The sequence below is a fragment of the Janibacter zhangyanbonis genome, from assembly GCF_050507325.1.
GTDB lineage: Bacteria > Actinomycetota > Actinomycetes > Actinomycetales > Dermatophilaceae > Janibacter.
This window is the reverse complement of sequence record NZ_CP191481.1, coordinates 2736316-2755635: the sequence shown is the minus strand read 5'-3', so window position 1 is coordinate 2755635 and position 19320 is coordinate 2736316. Positions and strand designations below refer to the sequence as shown.

The following is a 19320-nucleotide window of genomic DNA, read 5'->3' as shown; positions in this document are numbered from 1 at the left end:
CCTCGAGGACCGTGGGAGGGGCCCCCACCCGCGTAGGCTGGCCGCATGCGCGCGATCTGGAAGGGTGCCGTCTCCTTCGGCCTCGTCAACGTCCCCGTCCGCCTGTACTCCGCGACCGAGAACCACGACGTGCAGTTCCGTCAGGTGCACCGCACCGACGGCGGGCGCATCCGCTACAAGCGCTTCTGCAGCATCGACGGCGACGAGGTGGCCTACGACGACATCGCCAAGGGCTACGAGACCGAGGACGGTCAGATGATCATCCTCACCGACGAGGACATGGCCGACCTGCCGACGCGCAGCAACAAGGAGATCAGCGTCGAGAAGTTCGTGCCCGAGGACCAGATCGACCCGATGCTCCTCGACAAGAGCTACTACCTCGAGCCGGACAAGACGGCGACCAAGCCCTATGTCCTGCTGCGCGAGGCGCTCGAGGCCCAGGGCCGGATGGCGATCGTCACCGTCTCGATCCGCAGCCGGATGACGATGGCCGTGCTGCGCGTGCGCGACGGCGTCATCGTCATGCAGACGATGCTGTGGCCCGACGAGATCCGCGCGGCCGACTTCGCCACCATCGAGGACCAGGAGCTGTCGGACAAGGAGATGTCGATGGCGCGCATGCTCATCGACGAGCTCGCCGGCGACTACGAGCCCGACGAGTTCGAGGACGACTACGCCCTGGCCGTCGAGGCCCTCGTCAAGGCCAAGGTCGACGGCGGAGAGGTCCAGCAGGTCGAGGCCGACGAGGACGAGTCGGGCGAGGTCGTCGACCTGCTCGCGGCGCTGGCCAGGTCCGTCGAGAAGGCGAAGACCGCGCGTGGCGAGAGCACCTCGACGGCGAAGAAGGCGCCGGCGAAGACCTCCGCCTCGAAGGCCACGACGAAGAAGGCCGCCGCCAAGAAGTCGACGGCGAAGAAGGCGACGACCAAGAAGGCTGCCGCCAAGAAGACGACGGCCAAGAAGGCCGCTGCGAAGAAGAAGGCGAGCTGAGCCCCCTTCGTCATGCCCGAAGGCCACACCCTCCACCGCATCGCCCGCGACCTGCACGCCACCTTTGCCGGCCAGGTCGTCGAGGTGTCGTCCCCGCAGGGGCGCTTCGCCGCCGGCGCGGCGCTGCTCACCGGTCACGAGCTGCTCGAGGCGCGCGCCCACGGCAAGCACCTCTTCGTCGAGCTCGCCGGCGACCGCATCCTGCACGTCCACCTCGGGCTCATCGGGACCTTCACCATCGACGAGGCCGCCTATGTCGGTGAGCGGCCGGTCATCGGGCAGGTGCGCTGCCGCATCGCGACCGACGAGCACGTGGCCGACCTGCGCGGACCGATGACCTGCGCGGTCATCACCCCCGAGCAGGAGGACGCGGTGCACGCGAAGCTCGGGCCGGATCCCTTGCGGGACACCGACGGTGGGCCTGCGTGGGAGCGGATCCGACGCTCCCGCAAGTCGATCGCGGCCCTGCTCATGGAGCAGGACGTGCTCGCGGGCGTCGGCAACGTCTACCGCTGCGAGGTCCTCTACCGGCACCGGATCAACCCCGCGACGCCGGGGGAGCGGCTCAAGCGGGCGTCGTGGGACCTCGTCTGGGCGGACCTGCGGCGGCTGCTGCCGCTCGGAGTGGCCACGAGCCGGATCGTCACCGTCGACGACCAGGTCGAGCAGGTCGAGGCCGCCCTGGCGAAGGGGGAGGACGTGCACCTGACGGAGCGGACGAGCTATGTCTACAAGCGCACCGGCGAGGCCTGCGTGGTCTGCGGGTCGAAGGTGCGCTCGAAGGACGTCGCCGGCCGAACCCTCTACTGGTGCGCCAACTGCCAGCGCCGCAGCTGAGCGGCGCGTCGAGCCGCTGGCCGATCGGGCCTTCCCCCGCGCCCCTCGGCGCCACTAGCGTGGTCCGGACCACATCAGGGATCGGGGGATCACATGATCACGCACTACCGCACGCTGTCCGCCACCGTCGCCGCCGTCGCACTGGCGGCGGCTCTCGTGCCCGCCGCGAGCGCCGCACCGACGTCCGACACCGGGGCCGACGCGGCCTCGGTCGCCTCTGACGACCGACTCGACTTCACCGAACGACGCATCGGGACCGCGTGGTTCCCGGCGTCGGTGTGGAGCGTCAAGAACTCCGTCAACCCCACCTTCGGCTGGTCCGACGAGACGAGTACCGACCGGGTCGACGGCTGCCTGAGCGACATCACCGGCAGCACCCACTACTACTCGGCGATCTTCTGGAACGACGGCGTCGTCGTGCGCGGGGTGTCGCAGACCAAGCCGGTCCGGCTCGACAGCTACGGCGTCTTCACCGCCGCTGCCTCGCGTCAGATCGACCTGCCCTACAAGGTCGGGGTGGGCAACTCCACGACCTATCTCAAGGCGCGCGTCGGGTGGATGCGCGTCGACGACTCGAGCGTCTTCAACGACGGCCGCATCTACAGCCGGGGCAAGGTCTTCTGGTTCATGAACAAGGCCGGCACCCGCGTCGACGAGGTGTGGTTCAACCCCACCTTCTGCGACTGACCGCCCGGCGGTCGCGCCGTCAGGGGCGGCGCGGCCGCGTCAGGCGGAAGACCTCGGGCGAGTGCCCCCACTCGTCGCGCCCGAGCCGGGAGACCGGACGCAGCGCGTCGATCGTCGGGCGCCCGTCGGTCAGGGCGTCGCTGCGCACGGTGATCGCCACGACCTCGCCGATGACGAGGTGGCTGTCGCCGAGCTCGGTGCTCGAGTGCAGCCGGCACTCGATCGAGGTCGCCGAGTCCGCGACCCGCGGCACGGGCACGACCTCGCTGGGCTCGAGCCGCACGCCGAGGGCCTGCGCCTCGTCCACCTCCGGGTCGAAGGGGGCGCTGCTCGCGTTGGCGAGCTCGGCGAGGTCCTCCGAGACGAGGTTGACGACGAAGTGCTCCGTCGCGAGGACATTGCGCAGGGTGTCCTTGCGGCCGACGGAGGTGAAGCTGATCATCGGCGGTCGCGCGCACGCGACGTTGAAGAAGGAGTGCGGCGCGAGGTTGCCGACCCCGTCGGCTCCGACGCTCGTGATCCACGCGATCGGCCGCGGCACGACGATGCTCGTCAGCAGGTCGTAGGCATTCGTGTCCGGGTCGGTGGGGTCGAAGACCGTGCGCATGGCGTCAGCCTAGGCAGCGCGTCGAGTTGTCCACAGGCGGGCGCAGCTCGTCGGGCGGGCGGCCGCTCGCGTTCCTAGGTTCGAGGACATGAGCCAGCTGACGACATCTCCCGTCCCGTCGACCCCTGCCCAGCCCAGCCCGCCGACTCCGCCCGGACCGCCCGTGACGAGCGCGCGTGTGACCGTGGTCGTCGCCGTCGTCTGGACCCTCGTCATGGTCGTGACCGCGGTCATCGCCCTCGTGGCGAAGGGGGACATGCAGGCCTGGGCCGAGGGGACCGGTGGCGACAGCGCCGGTTTCGTGCTGCTCCTGGGCTGTGCCGGCGCCGCGACGCTGTGCATGCCGACCGCGTGGGCCGCGGGGGCGATCTGGCTCTACGGGCTGCGCCGCGTCGCCGAGGCGGTCGCTCCCGGGCACTGGCACCGACGCTCCGTGGTGTGGTCGGTCCTCGGCTGGGGTGTGCCGGTCGTCAACCTGTGGTTCCCGCTGCAGGCGGTCGGCGACGCGATGAGCGCGCTCGGCGTGCGTGCGCGCGGCCTGCTGGCCATCTGGTGGGTCACGTGGCTGCTTGCCTTCTTCGGCATGAACGCGGGGCAGGCCCTCGGTGGTGACCTGATGTCGGCGCAGGACATCGAGCGGTGGGTCATCGGTCACTGCGTCGCCGCGGTCGTCATGGTGCTGGCGCTGCCCGGCTGGATCCTGGTCGTGCGGCGGGCCACGGCGGCCGCCGTCGAGCGGTCCGCGATGGCCGGCGTCCGCTGAGAGCGAACACGGCCGCACCCCCTTCGTCTCGTGGAACAGGGTCGGGGGGAGCGGCGTTGTGACCCCGTGAGAGGCTCGCCCCCCGGCTCAGGGAGCGAGCACGGTTAGCATCGAGGTCTGAGCACCACGTGAAGGGGTAGATCCCATGTTCGAACGGTTCACCGACCGGGCCCGCCGGGTCGTCGTCCTCGCCCAGGAGGAGGCACGCCTCCTCAACCACAACTACATCGGCACCGAGCACATCCTCCTCGGCCTCATCCACGAGGGCGAGGGTGTCGCCAGCAAGGCGCTGGAGTCGCTCGGCGTCTCCCTCGACGCCGTCCGCGAGCAGGTCCAGGACATCATCGGTCCCGGCCAGCAGGCTCCGTCGGGTCACATCCCCTTCACCCCGCGGGCCAAGAAGGTCCTCGAGCTGTCCCTGCGCGAGGCGCTGCAGCTGGGGCACAACTACATCGGCACCGAGCACATCCTCCTCGGCCTGATCCGCGAGGGCGAGGGCGTCGCCGCCCAGGTCCTCGTCAAGCTGGGCGCCGACCTCGGTCGTGTCCGCCAGACCGTCATCCAGCTCATCTCGGGCTACCAGGGTGGCAAGGAGGGCCAGGCCGCTGGCGTCGGCGCCGGCACGGGCCCGGCCGAGGGGCAGCCCGCGGGCTCGCTCGTGCTCGACCAGTTCGGTCGAAACCTCACCCAGGCCGCGCGTGAGGGCCAGCTCGACCCGGTCATCGGGCGTGAGCAGGAGATCGAGCGCGTCATGCAGGTGCTCTCGCGCCGCACGAAGAACAACCCCGTCCTCATCGGTGAGCCCGGTGTCGGCAAGTCGGCCGTCGTCGAGGGCCTGGCCCAGGACATCGTCAACGAGGACGTCCCCGAGCCGCTCAAGGACAAGCAGCTCTACACGCTCGACCTCGGCTCGCTCGTCGCCGGCAGCCGCTACCGCGGTGACTTCGAGGAGCGCCTGAAGAAGGTGCTCAAGGAGATCAAGACGCGCGGCGACATCATCCTCTTCATCGACGAGATCCACACCCTCGTGGGTGCGGGTGCCGCCGAGGGCGCGATCGACGCCGCGAGCATCCTCAAGCCGATGCTCGCCCGCGGTGAGCTGCAGACCATCGGCGCGACGACGCTCGAGGAGTACCGCAAGCACATCGAGAAGGACTCGGCCCTCGAGCGCCGCTTCCAGCCGATCCAGGTCGCCGAGCCCTCGCTGGCCCACGCCATCGAGATGCTCAAGGGCCTGCGTGACCGCTACGAGGCCCACCACAAGGTGACGATCACCGACCCGGCGATCGTGGCTGCCGTGACGATGGCCGACCGCTACGTCAACGACCGCTTCCTCCCCGACAAGGCGATCGACCTCATCGACGAGGCGGGCGCGCGCCTGCGCATCCGTCGGATGACGGCCCCCGCCGACCTCAAGGAGTTCGACGACAAGATCGCCAAGGTGCGCCTCGAGAAGGAGTCGGCCATCGACGGCCAGGACTTCGAGAAGGCCGCCGGTCTGCGTGACGACGAGAAGAACCTGCTCGCGGAGAAGGCCCGCCGCGAGGAGGAGTGGAAGGCCGGCGACATGGACGTCGTCGCCGAGGTCGACGAGGAGCTCATCGCCGAGGTGCTCGCCGCCTCGACCGGCATCCCCGTCTTCAAGCTCTCCGAGGAGGAGTCGACGCGACTGCTCAACATGGAGGGCGAGCTGCACAAGCGGGTCGTCGGCAACGACGACGCGATCAAGGCGCTCTCGCAGGCCATCCGACGCACCCGCGCCGGCCTCAAGGACCCGCGTCGCCCCGGCGGCTCGTTCATCTTCGCCGGCCCCACCGGTGTCGGCAAGACCGAGCTGGCCAAGGCCCTCGCGGAGTTCCTCTTCGGCGACGAGGACAGCCTCATCACCCTCGACATGTCGGAGTTCTCCGAGAAGCACACGGTCAGCCGCCTCTTCGGCTCGCCCCCCGGCTACGTCGGCTACGACGAGGGTGGCCAGCTCACCGAGAAGGTGCGCCGCAAGCCCTTCTCCGTGGTCCTCTTCGACGAGGTCGAGAAGGCCCACCCGGAGATCTTCAACTCGCTGCTGCAGGTGCTCGAGGACGGCCGCCTCACCGACTCGCAGGGTCGGATGGTCGACTTCAAGAACACGGTCATCATCATGACGACCAACCTCGGCACGCGGGACATCTCCAAGGGCGCCATGGGCTTCACCTCGAGCACCGACCAGCGCACGGACTACGAGCGCATGAAGGCCAAGGTCACCGACGAGCTGAAGAACCACTTCCGCCCCGAGTTCCTCAACCGCGTCGACGACACGATCGTCTTCCCGCAGCTGAGCCAGGACGAGCTCGTCGAGATCGTCGACCTCGAGGTCGCCAAGCTCGACAAGCGCCTCAAGGACAAGGACATGGGCATCGAGCTCACGCCCGCGGCCAAGGCGCTGCTCGCCAAGCGCGGCTACGACCCGGTCCTCGGTGCCCGCCCGCTCAAGCGCACGATCCAGCGCGAGATCGAGGACGTGCTGTCGGAGAAGATCCTCTTCGGCGAGCTCGTCTCCGGCGAGATCGTCGCGGTCGACGCGACCGGCGAGGGCAAGGACGCCGAGTTCACCTTCAAGGGTGCGCCCAAGGTCGGCGAGCTGGACGTCCCGCTCGTCGAGGCGGGCGACGGTTCCGCCGACTGACCCAGCGCGGACCCTGCAGACGAAGGGGAGGTGGCCAGATCACTGGCCACCTCCCCTTCGCCATCCCCCCTATCTCCGCAAAACCCCAGGGTCTTGCGGAGATCGAGGGCGGTCCGGGCTCAGCCCGCCGGCGGCGCCCTTCGTCATCCGGCTGGTTGCGTCGGTGTCACCTGGTCCCCCTTCTCCGGGCAGCCAGGTGACACCAACGCCACCACGTGGCGTCACCGCTGCCAGGTGACAACGGCGCCCTTCGTCATGCCCCCTGTCTCCGCAAAACCCCAGGTTCTTGCGGAGATCGAGGGCGGTCCGGGCTCAGCCCGCCGGCGGCGCCCAGCGCGGGTCCCGCCCGATGAAGGCGAAGAATCGCTCCTGGACGCTCGCGTCCTCGGGCACCGGCTGCTGCTCGCCGAACTGCCCGGACGCCCGGATCATCTCGGCCTGGGCCTCCATCCCCGCCAGGGCCTCGGCGAGGTAGTCCTCGTCGAGCCGGTCGTCCTGCCCGGTGGCGCGGGCGAGGTCCCAGGTGTGGAAGACGACGTCGCTCGTGAAGAACTGGTCGAGCATCTGCGGCAGCGGCATCCGGCCGATGTGCTCGTGCTCGAAGACGACCTCCTCGGTCGCCGGGTCGTCGAGCAGCGATCGAAGCTGCGCGTCGAGACCGGCCCACGCGCCGACCGGGTCCTCCTCGGCGGACGGCACGGGGTCCAGGCGCACCTCGCAGCCGGACGCCACGAGTGCCGGCAGCCAGGTCGTCAGGTGACCGACGACGTCGCGGGCCCGCCACTGCGCCACCGGTGTCGGCGCGTCCCAGTCGGTCGTGCCGGCGACCCGTCGCGCGAAGCCGTCCGACGCCGACCGGTAGCGGTCGGCGACGGACAGCGACGACAACGAGGTCACGCGACCTCCCCGGCATCGAGCATCGCGTCGAGTGCTGCATAGCCCTCGTTGATGCCGATCTCCATGCCGGAGGCGAGCATCATCTCGCGCGCCTCGAAGGTCGGCAGGACCGAGTGGCCGTGGACGCGCGTCCACCCGTCACCGAGGTCCTCGAAGGTCATCGTGTCGAGCGAGACCCCGTCGGGGAAGCCCTCGAAGGTGAAGGTCTGGACGATCCGGTCGGGGCGCACCTCGTGGAAGCTGCCGAAGAAGTGGAACTCCTGGGTGTCGCCCTGCACGCGCCGCTCGCTGCCCTCCTTCGCGACATTGGTGAAGCGGTAGCTGCCACCAGTGCGCGCGTCCCAGTGGTCGATGATCGTGTCGAGCTCGTCGGGCCCGACCCACCGCTTGTAGAGCTCGGGGTCGGTGTGCGCGCGGTGCAGCTGCGCCGCGGTCGCCTTGAAGTCGCGGGTGATCCGCACGACGGGGACCTCTGGGTCGGCCTCGATCGTCGCGGTCGTGATGTGGTCGGTGCTGGGCTGGGTGCTCATCGGTCTGCTCCTGTGCTCGTGGTGCCCGGGTCGGGCGAAGGGAGGTCGCCGATGACCTCCTCGAGCCGGGACATGCGTTGCTCGGCTCGCTGCTGGTGCCGCTCGATCCAGCCGGTCATCGTGGCCAGGACATCGGCCTCGAGGTGGACCGGACGGCGTTGGGCCTCCCTGCGCCGGCTGACGAGGCCGGCTTCCTCGAGGACCTTGAGGTGCTTGCTCACGGCCTGGAGGCTGATGTCGTAGGGGGCTGCGAGATCGTTGACGGTGGCGTCACCGACCGTGAGGCGGGTGATGATGTCCCGCCGGACCGGATCGGAGAGCGCGGCGAAGGCCCGGGAGAGTCGCTCCTCGGGGTGGTCCTCCATCGCGTGCTCCTTAATCAACCAATAGGTTGAATACGACGGTAGGCCGGTCGACGTGCCGGGTCAAGGGGTGCTGCAGGAGAGGGAAGGGGAGGGGAGTGGCGATCAGGCCCGCGCCGGGGGTGCGCGTCAGAGACGGCGCTGCATGCCCTTCATCTGGTCGATCTGCTTGGTCTGGGTGACCGAGATGTCGTCGCCGAGCTCGCCGGTGCGCTCGTCGGCGCCCTTGTCTCCCAAGGTCGTGCACATCTCGAGAGCGCCCTCGTGGTGCGCGATCATCAGGTCGAGGTAGAGCCGGTCGACGTCCGCCCCCTTCGCCGTGCGCAGGTCGCTCAGCTGTGCCGGCGTGGCCATGCCGGGCATGTCACTGTGGTCGTCGTGGCTGCCGTGGCCGCTGCCGCTCGGGTTGCTCGCCTCGATCGGCACCTTCTCGCCCCACGAGCGCAGGGTCGAGGCCATGCCCTTCATCTCGGGCTTCTGCTCGTCGCTGATCCGGCTGGCCAGAGAGCGCACCTTGGCGTCGGTCAGGCGCCCCTTGACGATGTCGCCCATGACGACGGCCTGCGCGTGGTGGCGGATCATGTCCTGCAAGAAGGTCACGTCCGCGTCGTTGTGGCTCGACGACGGCGTCGCGACGGCGTCGTCGCCGGTCAGCGACGAGTTCGACTCGCCGGGCGTGCCCGGCTGCAGGACCGGTGCATCGGGCGAGGTGGCCGAGGTCGAGGCGTCGTCGCCGCTGCCCGAGCACCCGCCGAGCACGAGGGCGACGGCGAGGACGAAGGGGGTCAGGCGTGGGCTCACGAGGGCGACGGTAACCCCCCTTCGTCCGTGGTGGGCCGTCACGGGTCGGCCGCGGGTGATCCTGACCAGATCCTGACCAAACCCCGACCTGACGCGGGGCCGGGGGGCGGTGCTGGCACGGAAGCCTTGGCGGATCCCGCGCGGGGCACACCCCGCCCCGGCGGACGCCACCCCGTGGAGGAATCATGCGCAGATCCACCCTGGCCGTCGTCGCGGCCACCGCACTGGTCATGTCGGGGGCGGGCGCCACCAGCGCCCTCGCCGACGGACCCGGTGACCGGATCGGAGTCTCCGGCACCGACCTGGGGACCGACGAGATCGGTCGCAGCAAGAATGTCCAGCACCTGGCCAACATCGCGCCGTCCGGTGCGCTCGCCGAGGGCATCGGCACCGACATCGCCTTCCAGGACGACAAGGCCTTCGTCGGCAACTACGACGGCTTCTCGATCATCGACGTCAAGAACCCGCGCCAGCCCAAGACGATCGTCCAGGTGAAGTGCCCGGGCAGCCAGAACGACATCTCCGTCTCCGGCGACCTGCTCTACCTGTCGACCGATTCCTCCCGCAGCGACGACTCGTGCGCCTCGACCTCGCAGTCGGCCACGGTCAAGGAGAGCTGGGAGGGGATCAAGATCTTCGACATCTCCGACCTGCGCAACCCGCAGTACATCAAGTCCGTCGAGACGGCCTGCGGCTCGCACACCCACACGCTCGTGCCGGGCAAGGGCGCCAACAAGGGCACCGACTACCTCTACGTGTCGAGCTACTCGCCGCGCGCCGAGTACCCGGACTGCCAGACGCCGCACGACCTGATCTCGATCGTCAAGGTCGACAAGGCCGCGCCGACCGACGCGTCGGTCATCGCCACGCCCAACCTCTTCCCCGACGGCGGCAACCCCGGTGGCCCCGGCCCCACGCCGATCGCGGGTCGCTCGGCGACCACCGGCTGCCACGACATCACCGCCCTGCCGAGCAAGGACCTCGCGGCGGGCGCGTGCATGGGTGACGGCATCATCATGGACATCAAGGACCCGGAGGCCCCCCAGGTCATCGAGCAGGTCCGGGACGACGAGAACTTCGCCTTCTGGCACTCGGCGACCTTCAACGCCGACGCGAGCAAGGTCGTCTTCACCGACGAGCTCGGCGGTGGCGGCGCCCCGACGTGCACCGCCGACATCGGGCCCAACCGCGGCGCCAACGCGATCTACGACCTGTCCGAGACCGGTCAGCTGACCTTCCGCTCGTACTACAAGATCCAGCGACACCAGACCGAGACGGAGAACTGCGTCGCGCACAACGGCTCGATCATCCCGGTCAAGGGCAGGGACCTCATGGTCCAGTCCTGGTACCAGGGTGGCGTGAGCGTCTGGGACTTCACCGACTCGAGCAAGCCCAAGGAGCTCGGCTACTTCGAGCGCGGTCCGCTGCCGGCCGACGAGGGCATCGGTGGCACGTGGTCGACGTACTACTACAACGGCCACGTCTACTCCTCGGACATCGCCCGCGGCTTCGACGTGCTGAAGTTCAACGACCCCGCCACCAAGCGGGCCGACACGATCCGGATGGGCGAGCTCAACGTCCAGTCCCAGCCGGAGTACACGGTGCGCTGACCCCCCTTCGCACCGCCGCTCGCCGAGCGGACCGACCTGCGCCCTCGCCCTCGTGGCGGGGGCGTAGGTTTGTCCGGTGACCGTGACCATCCGCCGCGCCCGCACCCGCGACGTGCGCGACATCCGTGCCCTCGTCGCGCCCCTGGCCGAGCGGCGGGTCCTCGTCAGCAAGGACACCGTCGCCTACTTCGAGGGGCTGCAGGAGTTCCGCGTCGCCGAGATCGACGGTCAGGTCGTCGGCTGCGGTGCGTTGCACGTCATGTGGGACGACCTCGCCGAGATCCGCACCCTCGCCGTCTCCGCCGAGCACCTGGGGCACGGTGTCGGAGGCGCCCTGCTCGAGGCGCTCGCCGAGGACGCCGTCGAGCTGGGGGTCGAGCGGCTCTTCTGCCTGACCTTCGAGGTCGACTTCTTCACCCGGCACGGCTTCACCGAGATCGAGGGCCAGGCCGTCGACCCCGACGTCTACGTCGAGCTGCTGCGCTCCTACGACGAGGGCGTGGCCGAGTTCCTCGACCTCGAGCGGGTCAAGCCCAACACCCTCGGCAACACCCGGATGCTGCGCCAGCTCTGACGGACGAAGGCGCCGTCCTTGGGTCCCACGTCCCGCGTGGGAGGTGCGACGCAGGAGCCTCGAAGGGGGGTGTCCCTCACCCGGGCAGGGCGTATCCGCCGGCCACCGGCTCGACGAGACCGTCCTCGACGAGCCCGGCGAGGCATCGCTCGACCTTCGCCGGGTCGTCCGGCCACGTGGCGTCGACGTCGCGGCGCGAGACCGGGTCCGCGCTCTCGCGCAGCAGCTGCACGATGCGGCCGCGCACCTGGCGGTCGGTGCCGTGCCAGGCCTGACCGCGCCGTAGCGGCCCCTCGTGCTCCGGGCGGCCGGCGAGCTGCCAGGCGCACAGGTGGCTGACCGGGCACTCGTCGCAGCGCGGCGAGCGGGCCGTGCAGACGAGGGCGCCCAGCTCCATCGACGCGGCATTCCACCGGTTGGCCTCGTCCCGGTCGGCCGGCATCGAGGCATCGGCCAGGCGCATCTCGGCAGCGGTGAGTGCCGGTGCCGCGTGCTGCGTGCCGCTCACCGTGCGGGCGAGGACCCGGCGGACGTTGGTGTCGACGACGGTGCGCGGGTCCCCGAAGGCGAAGGACGCGACGGCGGCAGCGGTGTAGGGGCCGACGCCGGGCAGGGCGAGCAGGTCGTCGTGGTCGCGCGGGACCTCGCCGTCGTGGCGCTCGACCATCGCCGCGGCCGACTCCCACAGCCGCAGCGCCCGACGTGGGTAACCCAGGCGGTCCCACATGCGCACCGCCTCGCCGGGGGAGTACGCGGCCAGGTCGGCCGGCGTCGGCCACCGCTCGAGCCAGCGCTCCCAGACCGGCAGCACCCGGGCGACGGGCGTCTGCTGCGACATCACCTCCGAGAGGTAGACACCCCAGGCGGAGCACCGGGGGTCACGCCAGGGCAGGTCACGACCGTGCTCGTCGAACCACGCGAGCACGGCGGTGCGCAGCTGGGCGCTCGCGGCCTCGCCCGCGCCTCGAGTGGTGTCGGGCAGAGTCATGGCAGCTCGATCTCGGCGAAGCGCGGACGGTAACGCTGCGGGTGGGTGTGGAAGTCGGGCTCGCTCGTCGGTGCCTCGCTCCACGAGACGAGGACCGTGCCCGGCGGGGTCGTGAGGTCCGGGTGGGAGAGCACGGTGTAGCGCACCGTCGACGCGTCGTTGCCGAGCGGTCGCACGCGGTGCTTCGTCCACGGCCCGGTGACCGACGGCGCCTTCCACACGGCGAGCTGGTCTCCTTGGAAGTCGCCCTCCTTGCTCACCGCGAACCACGAGCCGTCGCGCTCGAAGACCCCGAGGACGTGCGAGACGCCCTGGTCGGCGCCGACGAGCTGGGCCGCGGGGGTCTGGGCGGCCGCAGGGTCACCGGCGACCCACGAGCTGCCGTCCCAGTACTCCCAGGTGCGCGCGGAGGCGAGCGAACCGGTCGGGGTGCGGGCGACATGCAGCGACCATCCTGCCGTCGTCTTGCCCTCGTCGCTCGCGGTGCCGAAGACATAGGTCCACGGACCCTCGTCCCACATCGCGGCGCCCCACGTCGGCACCCGCGGGTCGGTGCTGCGTGCGGTGACCGCCCGGTGCGACACGAGCCGCGGCATCCGGTTGGTCGGGACCTCGAAGGTCGCCAGGCCGGTCCCGATCGTCTCGAAGTCGCGCCCGCCGAGGTCGTGCACGGTCGCGGTGAGCACCTGCACCCGGGTGCCCCCGGGCACGGGGTCGGCGCGCAACGACATCGGCCAGTGGCCGAGATCGCCGGTGTCGGGGATGACCGCACCGTCGCCTTCGACGCGCATGGCCTTGAGGCAGCCGCCGTTGGCGACGAGCACCGAGTTGCGCACCATGAAGGGGCCGACGACGTCCGTGTCCCGCACCGTGTCGCCGTAGACGAAGAGCCGTCGGCCGTCGGACAGCATGACCGAGCCGCCGTGGTCGGCGCCCTGCAGCCGCGGCTCGCCGTCGAGCTGGGTCATGAGCGTGTTCATCCCTGCGGCGTCGGTCGGTGAAGGCAGGTCGCAGGGGCGCCCCGGTTCGGTGCCACGCGTGGACAGGGCGGTCGCCGTCGGTGTGGGCGAAGGGGGAGTCCGTTGCCTCGTCGGGGTGGGCGCGCCCGCCCGGTCGGCTGCGCTCTCCATCGCCGCGTCGATGTCGGCGCTGCGGGTCCATCCGAACCACGCGCCACCGATCACCAGCCCGCCGGCGAGCAGCGAGACCAGGAATCGGAGCACGTCAGACGTACCGCTCGAGGATCGAGCTCTCCGCGAGTCGTGACAGACCCTCGCGGACGGTGCGGGCGCGCAGCTCGCCGACCCCCTCGACGGCCATCAGGTCGTCGATGCCGGCCGCGAGCAGTCGTTGCAGCGAGCCGAAGTGGAGGACGAGCCGGTCGACGATGGCGCCCGGCAGGCGCGGGATCTTGCCGAGGATGCGCAGTCCGCGTGGGCTGACCGACGCGTCGAGCGACTCTCCCACGATCGCGAAGCCGAGCGACTTGGCGACGTGGCCGAGGTCGAGCAGCTCGGTGGCGTCGAGCGCCGAGAGGTTGTCCATGACCCCTTGGGCGTCGGCGACCGGCCCCTTGGGGTCGAGGTAGTCGAGGATGACCGCGTTGAGGTCGTCGTCGAGGCCAGCCGTCAGCTCCTCGAGCTGGAGGGTGAGCAAGCGGCCGTCGATGCCGAGCTCGAGGACGTACTCGGCGATCTCGGCGTGGATGCGGCGGACCATCTCGAGGCGCTGGAGGACGACGGCGACGTCCCGGACGGTGACGAGGTCCTCGATCTCGAGGGCCGACAGCGAGCCGGTGACCTCGTTGAGCCGGGTCGTGTAGCGCTCGAGCGTCTGCATCGCCTGGTTGGCCTGGGAGACGAGCTCGGGCGTCGTGCGCAGGACGTGCCGTCGGCCGTCGACGTAGAGGGCGATGATGTGCATCGACTGGCTCACCGAGACGACGGGGTGCCCGGTCTGCCGGGCGACCCGCTCGGCCGTGCGGTGCCGGGTGCCGCTCTCGAGGGTCTCGATGCTCGGGTCGGGGACGAGCTGGACCGCGGCCTTGAGGATCTTCGAGACGCCGGAGTCGACGACGACGGCTCCGTCCATCTTCGCCAGCTCGCGCAGGCGGGTCGCGGAGAACTCGATGTTGAGGTCGAAGCCCCCGGTGCACAGGCTCTCGACGAGCCTGTCGTGCCCGAGCACCACGAGGGCGCCGGTGTTGCCCCGCAGGATCCGCTCGAGCCCGTCGCGCAGCACGGTGCCCGGCGCGACCGCGGCGAGGGTCGTCCGGAAGAGGTCGTCGTCTGGGTCGGCCACCCGGCGAGTCTATGACGAGGGGAGTCGGTGGACGGTCCCTCCGGTGTGCCGCTGCCGCATCTCGGAGATCGCCTGCCCGACGTCGGTCACCTCGACGACGTCCATGCCGGCCGGGGGAGCGGCGTCGGCGAGCGCCCCGACGGGGACGAGCGCGGTGCGGAACCCGAGCCGGGCCGCTTCCGTGAGCCGCCGGGCGACACCCACGGCCGGCCGCACCTCGCCGCTCAGGCCGATCTCGCCGAGCGCGAGCAGGGTGTGCGGCACCGGCTCGTCGAGGACGGCGCTGGCGATGGCGATGGCGACGGCGAGGTCGCTGGAGGGCTCGGTGATCTTGACGCCGCCGACCGTCGAGACGTAGGTGTCCTGGGTGCCGATGGGCGCCCCGGCCCGCTTGTCGAGGACGGCGATGACCATGGCGAGCCGGCCGCTGTCGAGACCGACGTTGGCGCGGCGCGGGGTCGGGATCTGCGACGGCGAGACGAGCGACTGCACCTCGACGACGAGCGGTCGCCGCCCTTCGAGCGTGACGGTCGCGCACGTGCCCGGGACGTTGATGTGGCGGCTGGAGAGGAAGAGGCCGCTGGGGTCGGACAGGCCGATGATCCCGGCGTCGGTGAGGTCGAAGCACCCGACCTCGTCGGTCGGGCCGAAGCGGTTCTTCACCGCGCGGACCAGGCGCAGCCGGGTGTGCCGGTCACCCTCGAACTGCACGACGACGTCGACGAGGTGTTCGAGGACGCGGGGTCCGGCGATCGAGCCGTCCTTGGTCACGTGGCCGACGAGCAGGATCGCGAAGCCACCCTCCTTGGCCGCCTGGATGAGTGACCCGGCGACCTCGCGGACCTGGCTGACATTGCCCGCAGCACCGTCGACCTCGGTCGAGGCGATCGTCTGCACCGAGTCGATGACGACGAGGTCGGGCCGCACCTGCTCGATCTGCGCGAGGGCGGTCGCCAGGTCGGTCTCGGCGGCGAGGTAGAGCCCGTCGGTCACGGCCCCGATGCGCTCCGCGCGCCCGCGCACCTGCGCGGCCGACTCCTCGCCGGTGATGTAGAGGACGCGCCGCCCCTCGCCGACACGGGCGGACACGTCGAGGAGCAGGGTCGACTTGCCGATGCCGGGCTCACCGGCCACGAGGACGACCGACCCGGGGACGAGCCCGCCGCCGAGCACCCGGTCGAACTCCGGGACGCCGGTCGAGCGGTGGGTCGCCTGCTCGCCGTCGATCTCGCGGATCGGCACGGCCGGGCGCTGCACCCGGGCGGCCGCGAGGGTGCGCGTCGTCGCGCCGCCGACCTCGTCGACGCTGCCCCACGCCTGGCACTCGCCGCATCGCCCGACCCACTTGACCGTGGTCCAGCCGCACTCGCTGCAGCGGTAGGTCGGTCCGCCCTTCTTCGTCGCCATGGCCGCCAACCTACGTGCCGCCCCCGACACCCCCTTCACGACCTCAAGGAGATGCGAAGGGGGTCAGAGCTCGGCGAGCATCTTGCCGGGGTTGAGGATGCCCAGCGGGTCGAGCGCCGCCTTGACCGCCAGGTGCACCCGCCGGGAGCCCTCGTCGAGCTCGCGGGCCAGCCAGCGGCGCTTGAGGTGGCCGACGCCGTGCTCGCCGGTGATCGTGCCGCCGAGCTCGAGGCCGAGCTCCATGATCGCGTCGAAGGCCGCATCGGCCCGGGCGACGCTGTCGGGGTCGCTCGTGTCGAAGAAGACCGAGGGGTGGGTGTTGCCGTCGCCGGCGTGCGCGACGACCGCGATCGTCAGCCCCGACTCCTGCCGGATCGTCTCGAGCCGGTCGTAGAACTCGGGCAGCCGGGTGCGCGGCAGGCAGACGTCGTCGAGGAGCTGCCCGCCGCCGTGCGCCTGCGCCCACCGCTCGAAGGAGGGCTGGGCCATCCGCCGCATCGCGACGAGCGCGGCGCTGTCGGCGGGGTCGTCGGAGACGGCGACGTCGAGGGCCCCGTGCTCCTGCGCGAAGCGCCCCAGCGCCTCGACCTCCGCCTGCGCGGCATCGCGGCTGCCACCGCCGTCGGACTGCACGAGCAGCATGGCGCCGGCCTGCGCGTCGAGGTCGGTGTGCCCCGTCTCGCGGAGCATCTCCAGGGTCGTGCGGTCCATCGACTCGACGAGGCAGGGCTGCGCCCCCGAGGCCATGAGGTCGGCGACCGTCGCTGCGGCAGAACGGATGTCGGCGAAGGTCGCCACCGCGGTGAGCGGCTCCGGCAGTGTCGGCACGAGCCGCAGCGTCACCTCGACGACGACCCCGAGCGTGCCCTCCGACCCGACGAAGAGGCCGCGAAGGTCGAGGCCGGCGACCCCCTTCGCCGTCGTCGTGCCGAGGGTGGTGAGGGTGCCGTCGGCGAGGACGACGCGCAGCCGGCGCACGTAGTCGCGGGTGACGCCGTAGCGCACGCAGCACAGCCCGCCGGCGTTGGTCGCGACGTTGCCGCCGATCGACGAGATCGCGACAGACCCGGGATCCGGCGGGTAGGACAGGCCGTGCGGCGCGAGCACGTCCTTGAGGTCCTGGTTGATGATCCCCGGCTCGACGGTGACGGTGCGCTCGGCGGCGTCGACCTCGAGCACCCGGTCCATGCGCTCCAGCGAGAGCAGGATGCAGCCGGGCACGGCATTGGCCCCGCCGGACAGCCCGGTCCGGGTGCCCTGCGGCACGACCGGCACCCGGTGCCGCGTCGCGAAGCGCATCGTCGCCTGCACGTCGGCGACCGTGCGTGCCCGCACGAGGGCGACCGCGCCGTCGGCGGGGCAGAAGAGCGCCTGGTCCGTGGAGTAGGACCCCACGACGTCGGCGTCGGTGACGAGCACGCCGTCGCCGAGCTCGTCGGCGAGCTCCGTGAGGTCGAAGGGGGTCACGTCCGCTCCTCGCGTGCGGCCAGCGTGGCCGGGTGGACGAGCAGGGGCAGCAGTGCCCGGCCCGAGGGCGAAGGGCGTCCGTCTCGCGTCGTCGCGGTGGCCGCGGCCACGAGCTCGAGGTGGGCCTCGCAGCGGGCCGCGAGCTCGTCGTAGCCGGACTGCCCCATGAGCTCGATCAGGCCCGGTCGCTCGGTGACGTAGACCGGGTCGGCGGCGACGTGGGCGTCGGGGCTGCCGGAGCAGTACCAGTCGAGCTCGTGGCCGCCCGGGCCCCAGCCGCGGCGGTCGTACTCGCCGATGCTCACCTCGAGATGGCTGCTCCCGTCGGGCAGCTCGACGGTGCGATAGGTGCGGCGGATCGGCAGCTGCCAGCACACGTCCGGCTTGACCGTGTGCGGCTCGACCCCGGTGAGCATGGCGTGCTGGTGCAGCGAGCAGCCGGCGCCGGCGGGGAAGCCCGGGCGGTTCAAGAAGATGCAGGCGCCGTCGACGACCTTCGTCTTGAGGTCGCCGTCCTCCTTCTCCGTCCACGCCGACGTGCGGGTTGTGCCGGGGTGCAGCTCCCACTCGTCCTCGCCGAGCTCGTCGACGACCGCCTTGACCCGGGCGACGTCGTCCTTGTCGGTGAAGTGCGCTCCGAGGACGCAGCAGCCGAAGTCGGGCTGGTCGGCGTCGATGCCGTGGCAGCCGGAGCCGAAGACGCAGGTCCACGACGAGGTGAGCCAGGTCAGGTCGCAGCGGAAGCGCTGGCCCTCGTCGGCCGGGTCGTCGAACTCGACCCAGGTGCGTGCGGTCTGCAGGTCGGTCTCGCCTGGGTGCACGGGGTGGTCGTCGCTCACGCGCGCCACCCTATGCCCCGTCCGCTTCTGGTCGCCGGTGGATCTGCGTCTACTGTTGCCCCCGTGCGCCTGGGTGTCATCGACGTCGGTTCCAACACCGTCCATCTGCTCATCGTCGACGCCCACCACGGTGCGGCGCCGATCCCTGCGACCTCCCACAAGATCCTGCTGCGGCTGTCCGAGCACGTCGACGACGCCGGCCGCATCGACGCCACGGGCGCGGCCGACCTCTCGCGCTTCGTCGCCGAGTGCCTCGAGGTCGCCGAGGACCACGGGGTCGAGGAGATCCTCCCCTTCGCCACGAGCGCGGTGCGCGAGGCGCCCAACGGCGACGAAGTGCTCGCCCGGGTTCGTGGCGACACGGGCGTCGACCTGCGGGTGCTCAGCGGTGAGGACGAGGCGCGCCTGACCTTCCTCGCAGCCCGCCGCTGGGCCGGCTGGTCCGCCGGGCGCCTGCTCGTCATCGACATCGGCGGCGGCTCGCTCGAGCTGACCCTCGGCGACGACGAGGACCCCGACATCGCCAAGTCGCTCCTCCTGGGTGCCGGGCGGGTCACCCGTGACCTGCTGGCGGGCGACCCCCCTTCGGCGCAGGAGATCAAGGCCGCCCGCCGCGCGGTCCGCGCCACCCTGGCCAAGGAGATCCGGCCCTACGCCAAGGCGAGCTCGCCCGACACCGTCCTCGGCACGAGCAAGACGATGCGCTCCCTGGCCCGCATCGCGGGCGCCGCGCCGAGCGCCGACGGGCCCTACGTCGACCGGCGGCTGCGCCTGGAGGACGTCACCGCGACGATTGCCCGGATCTCGACGATGACCGCGCACGAGCGCGTCGGGCTGCCGGGCGTCTCCGCCTCGCGCGCCCACCAGCTGCTCGCCGGCGGCATCGTCGCCGAGGCCGCGATGGACCTGCTCGGCGTGCCGGAGCTGACGATCTGCCCCTGGGCGCTGCGCGAGGGAGTGCTGCTGCGCTACCTCGACCTGATGAGCTGACCCGA

Annotated in this window: 19 protein-coding genes; 8 read left to right on the top strand and 11 right to left on the bottom strand. The window is 71.1% G+C overall.

Translation table 11 applies throughout. The annotated features are described in order from the left end of the window. Window positions 1-45 precede the first annotated feature (45 nt). From ACQBJO_RS13505 to ACQBJO_RS13495, 3 genes are all read left to right on the top strand, one after another. On the top strand, window positions 46-990 hold the full coding sequence (locus tag ACQBJO_RS13505; protein ID WP_421008714.1) for a Ku protein: 945 nt from the start codon (window positions 46-48) through the stop codon (window positions 988-990). 12 nt (window positions 991-1002) lie between these two features. Next, the gene (locus ACQBJO_RS13500; protein WP_421008713.1) at window positions 1003-1827 is read left to right on the top strand and encodes an Fpg/Nei family DNA glycosylase; all 825 of its coding nucleotides are present in this window, start codon (window positions 1003-1005) and stop codon (window positions 1825-1827) included. Between the two features lie 93 nt (window positions 1828-1920). Further along, window positions 1921-2514, top strand: coding sequence for a hypothetical protein (locus tag ACQBJO_RS13495; protein ID WP_421008712.1), 594 nt, complete (start codon window positions 1921-1923; stop codon window positions 2512-2514). A gap of 19 nt (window positions 2515-2533) precedes the next feature. On the opposite strand, the gene ACQBJO_RS13490 is transcribed toward ACQBJO_RS13495, so the two are convergent. Then, window positions 2534-3121: a flavin reductase family protein gene (locus tag ACQBJO_RS13490; protein WP_421008711.1), complete on the bottom strand. Its 588-nt coding sequence runs from the start codon at window positions 3119-3121 to the stop codon at window positions 2534-2536. An 88-nt stretch (window positions 3122-3209) separates the two neighbouring features. Here ACQBJO_RS13490 and ACQBJO_RS13485 point away from each other — a divergent pair, with 88 nt between their 5' ends. After that, on the top strand, window positions 3210-3884 hold the full coding sequence (locus ACQBJO_RS13485; protein WP_421008710.1) for a DUF4328 domain-containing protein: 675 nt from the start codon (window positions 3210-3212) through the stop codon (window positions 3882-3884). Window positions 3885-4029: 145 nt separating this feature from the next. After that, window positions 4030-6549: an ATP-dependent Clp protease ATP-binding subunit gene (locus ACQBJO_RS13480; protein WP_255184292.1), complete on the top strand. Its 2520-nt coding sequence runs from the start codon at window positions 4030-4032 to the stop codon at window positions 6547-6549. Between the two features lie 312 nt (window positions 6550-6861). Here ACQBJO_RS13480 and ACQBJO_RS13475 read toward each other — a convergent pair whose 3' ends face one another. The 4 genes from ACQBJO_RS13475 to ACQBJO_RS13460 all read right to left on the bottom strand — a co-directional run bounded on the left by ACQBJO_RS13475 (window position 6862) and on the right by ACQBJO_RS13460 (window position 9139). Beyond that, entirely contained in the window at window positions 6862-7446 is a 585-nt protein-coding gene (locus ACQBJO_RS13475) for a TIGR03086 family metal-binding protein (protein ID WP_421008709.1), read from the bottom strand. After that, window positions 7443-7976: an SRPBCC family protein gene (locus tag ACQBJO_RS13470; RefSeq protein ID WP_421008708.1), complete on the bottom strand. Its 534-nt coding sequence runs from the start codon at window positions 7974-7976 to the stop codon at window positions 7443-7445. The genes ACQBJO_RS13475 and ACQBJO_RS13470 overlap by 4 nt, the downstream gene beginning before the upstream one ends. Further along, on the bottom strand, window positions 7973-8341 hold the full coding sequence (locus ACQBJO_RS13465; protein WP_421008707.1) for an ArsR/SmtB family transcription factor: 369 nt from the start codon (window positions 8339-8341) through the stop codon (window positions 7973-7975). Before ACQBJO_RS13465 ends, ACQBJO_RS13470 begins: the two co-directional genes overlap by 4 nt. A 126-nt stretch (window positions 8342-8467) precedes the next feature. After that, complete coding sequence (locus ACQBJO_RS13460) at window positions 8468-9139, bottom strand: DUF305 domain-containing protein (protein ID WP_421008706.1); 672 nt, start codon at window positions 9137-9139, stop codon at window positions 8468-8470. A 185-nt stretch (window positions 9140-9324) separates the two neighbouring features. On the opposite strand from ACQBJO_RS13460, the gene ACQBJO_RS13455 reads away from it, so the two are divergent. Next, window positions 9325-10749, top strand: a complete 1425-nt coding sequence (locus tag ACQBJO_RS13455; RefSeq protein WP_421008705.1) for an LVIVD repeat-containing protein — start codon at window positions 9325-9327, stop codon at window positions 10747-10749. Window positions 10750-10825: 76 nt separating this feature from the next. After that, window positions 10826-11323: an amino-acid N-acetyltransferase gene (locus tag ACQBJO_RS13450; protein WP_255184286.1), complete on the top strand. Its 498-nt coding sequence runs from the start codon at window positions 10826-10828 to the stop codon at window positions 11321-11323. A gap of 76 nt (window positions 11324-11399) precedes the next feature. Here the strand turns inward: ACQBJO_RS13450 and ACQBJO_RS13445 are convergent, their stop codons facing one another. From ACQBJO_RS13445 to ACQBJO_RS13420, 6 genes are all read right to left on the bottom strand, one after another. Beyond that, window positions 11400-12311, bottom strand: coding sequence for an A/G-specific adenine glycosylase (locus tag ACQBJO_RS13445; RefSeq protein ID WP_421008704.1), 912 nt, complete (start codon window positions 12309-12311; stop codon window positions 11400-11402). Next, window positions 12308-13534, bottom strand: a complete 1227-nt coding sequence (locus tag ACQBJO_RS13440; protein ID WP_421008703.1) for a hypothetical protein — start codon at window positions 13532-13534, stop codon at window positions 12308-12310. Before ACQBJO_RS13440 ends, ACQBJO_RS13445 begins: the two co-directional genes overlap by 4 nt. Before the next feature lies 1 nt (window position 13535). Continuing rightward, entirely contained in the window at window positions 13536-14612 is a 1077-nt protein-coding gene (gene disA, locus ACQBJO_RS13435; protein ID WP_255184283.1) for a DNA integrity scanning diadenylate cyclase DisA, read from the bottom strand. Between the two features lie 9 nt (window positions 14613-14621). Then, window positions 14622-16019, bottom strand: coding sequence for a DNA repair protein RadA (radA, locus tag ACQBJO_RS13430; RefSeq protein ID WP_255184282.1), 1398 nt, complete (start codon window positions 16017-16019; stop codon window positions 14622-14624). Between the two features lie 63 nt (window positions 16020-16082). Then, window positions 16083-17486 (bottom strand): FAD-binding oxidoreductase, encoded by a 1404-nt coding sequence (locus ACQBJO_RS13425; RefSeq protein WP_421008702.1) that lies wholly within the window; start codon window positions 17484-17486, stop codon window positions 16083-16085. After that, on the bottom strand, window positions 17483-18325 hold the full coding sequence (locus tag ACQBJO_RS13420) for a hypothetical protein (protein ID WP_421008701.1): 843 nt from the start codon (window positions 18323-18325) through the stop codon (window positions 17483-17485). Before ACQBJO_RS13420 ends, ACQBJO_RS13425 begins: the two co-directional genes overlap by 4 nt. Before the next feature lie 63 nt (window positions 18326-18388). Here ACQBJO_RS13420 and ACQBJO_RS13415 point away from each other — a divergent pair, with 63 nt between their 5' ends. After that, window positions 18389-19315, top strand: a complete 927-nt coding sequence (locus tag ACQBJO_RS13415) for a Ppx/GppA family phosphatase (RefSeq protein ID WP_421008700.1) — start codon at window positions 18389-18391, stop codon at window positions 19313-19315. The last annotated feature ends 5 nt before the right edge of the window (window positions 19316-19320 follow it).

Bases quoted from the DNA above. Each gene is read 5' to 3' on its own strand.
- ACQBJO_RS13490 (WP_421008711.1), bottom strand. From the start codon at position 3,121: ATGCGCACGGTCTTCGACCCCACCGACCCGGACACGAATGCCTACGAC.
- ACQBJO_RS13500 (WP_421008713.1), top strand. From the start codon at position 1,003: ATGCCCGAAGGCCACACCCTCCACCGCATCGCCCGCGACCTGCACGCC.
- ACQBJO_RS13445 (WP_421008704.1), bottom strand. From the start codon at position 12,311: ATGACTCTGCCCGACACCACTCGAGGCGCGGGCGAGGCCGCGAGCGCC.
- ACQBJO_RS13505 (WP_421008714.1), top strand. From the start codon at position 46: ATGCGCGCGATCTGGAAGGGTGCCGTCTCCTTCGGCCTCGTCAACGTC.
- ACQBJO_RS13470 (WP_421008708.1), bottom strand. From the start codon at position 7,976: ATGAGCACCCAGCCCAGCACCGACCACATCACGACCGCGACGATCGAG.
- ACQBJO_RS13455 (WP_421008705.1), top strand. From the start codon at position 9,325: ATGCGCAGATCCACCCTGGCCGTCGTCGCGGCCACCGCACTGGTCATG.
- radA (WP_255184282.1), bottom strand. From the start codon at position 16,019: ATGGCGACGAAGAAGGGCGGACCGACCTACCGCTGCAGCGAGTGCGGC.
- ACQBJO_RS13480 (WP_255184292.1), top strand. From the start codon at position 4,030: ATGTTCGAACGGTTCACCGACCGGGCCCGCCGGGTCGTCGTCCTCGCC.
- ACQBJO_RS13465 (WP_421008707.1), bottom strand. From the start codon at position 8,341: ATGGAGGACCACCCCGAGGAGCGACTCTCCCGGGCCTTCGCCGCGCTC.
- ACQBJO_RS13485 (WP_421008710.1), top strand. From the start codon at position 3,210: ATGAGCCAGCTGACGACATCTCCCGTCCCGTCGACCCCTGCCCAGCCC.
- ACQBJO_RS13495 (WP_421008712.1), top strand. From the start codon at position 1,921: ATGATCACGCACTACCGCACGCTGTCCGCCACCGTCGCCGCCGTCGCA.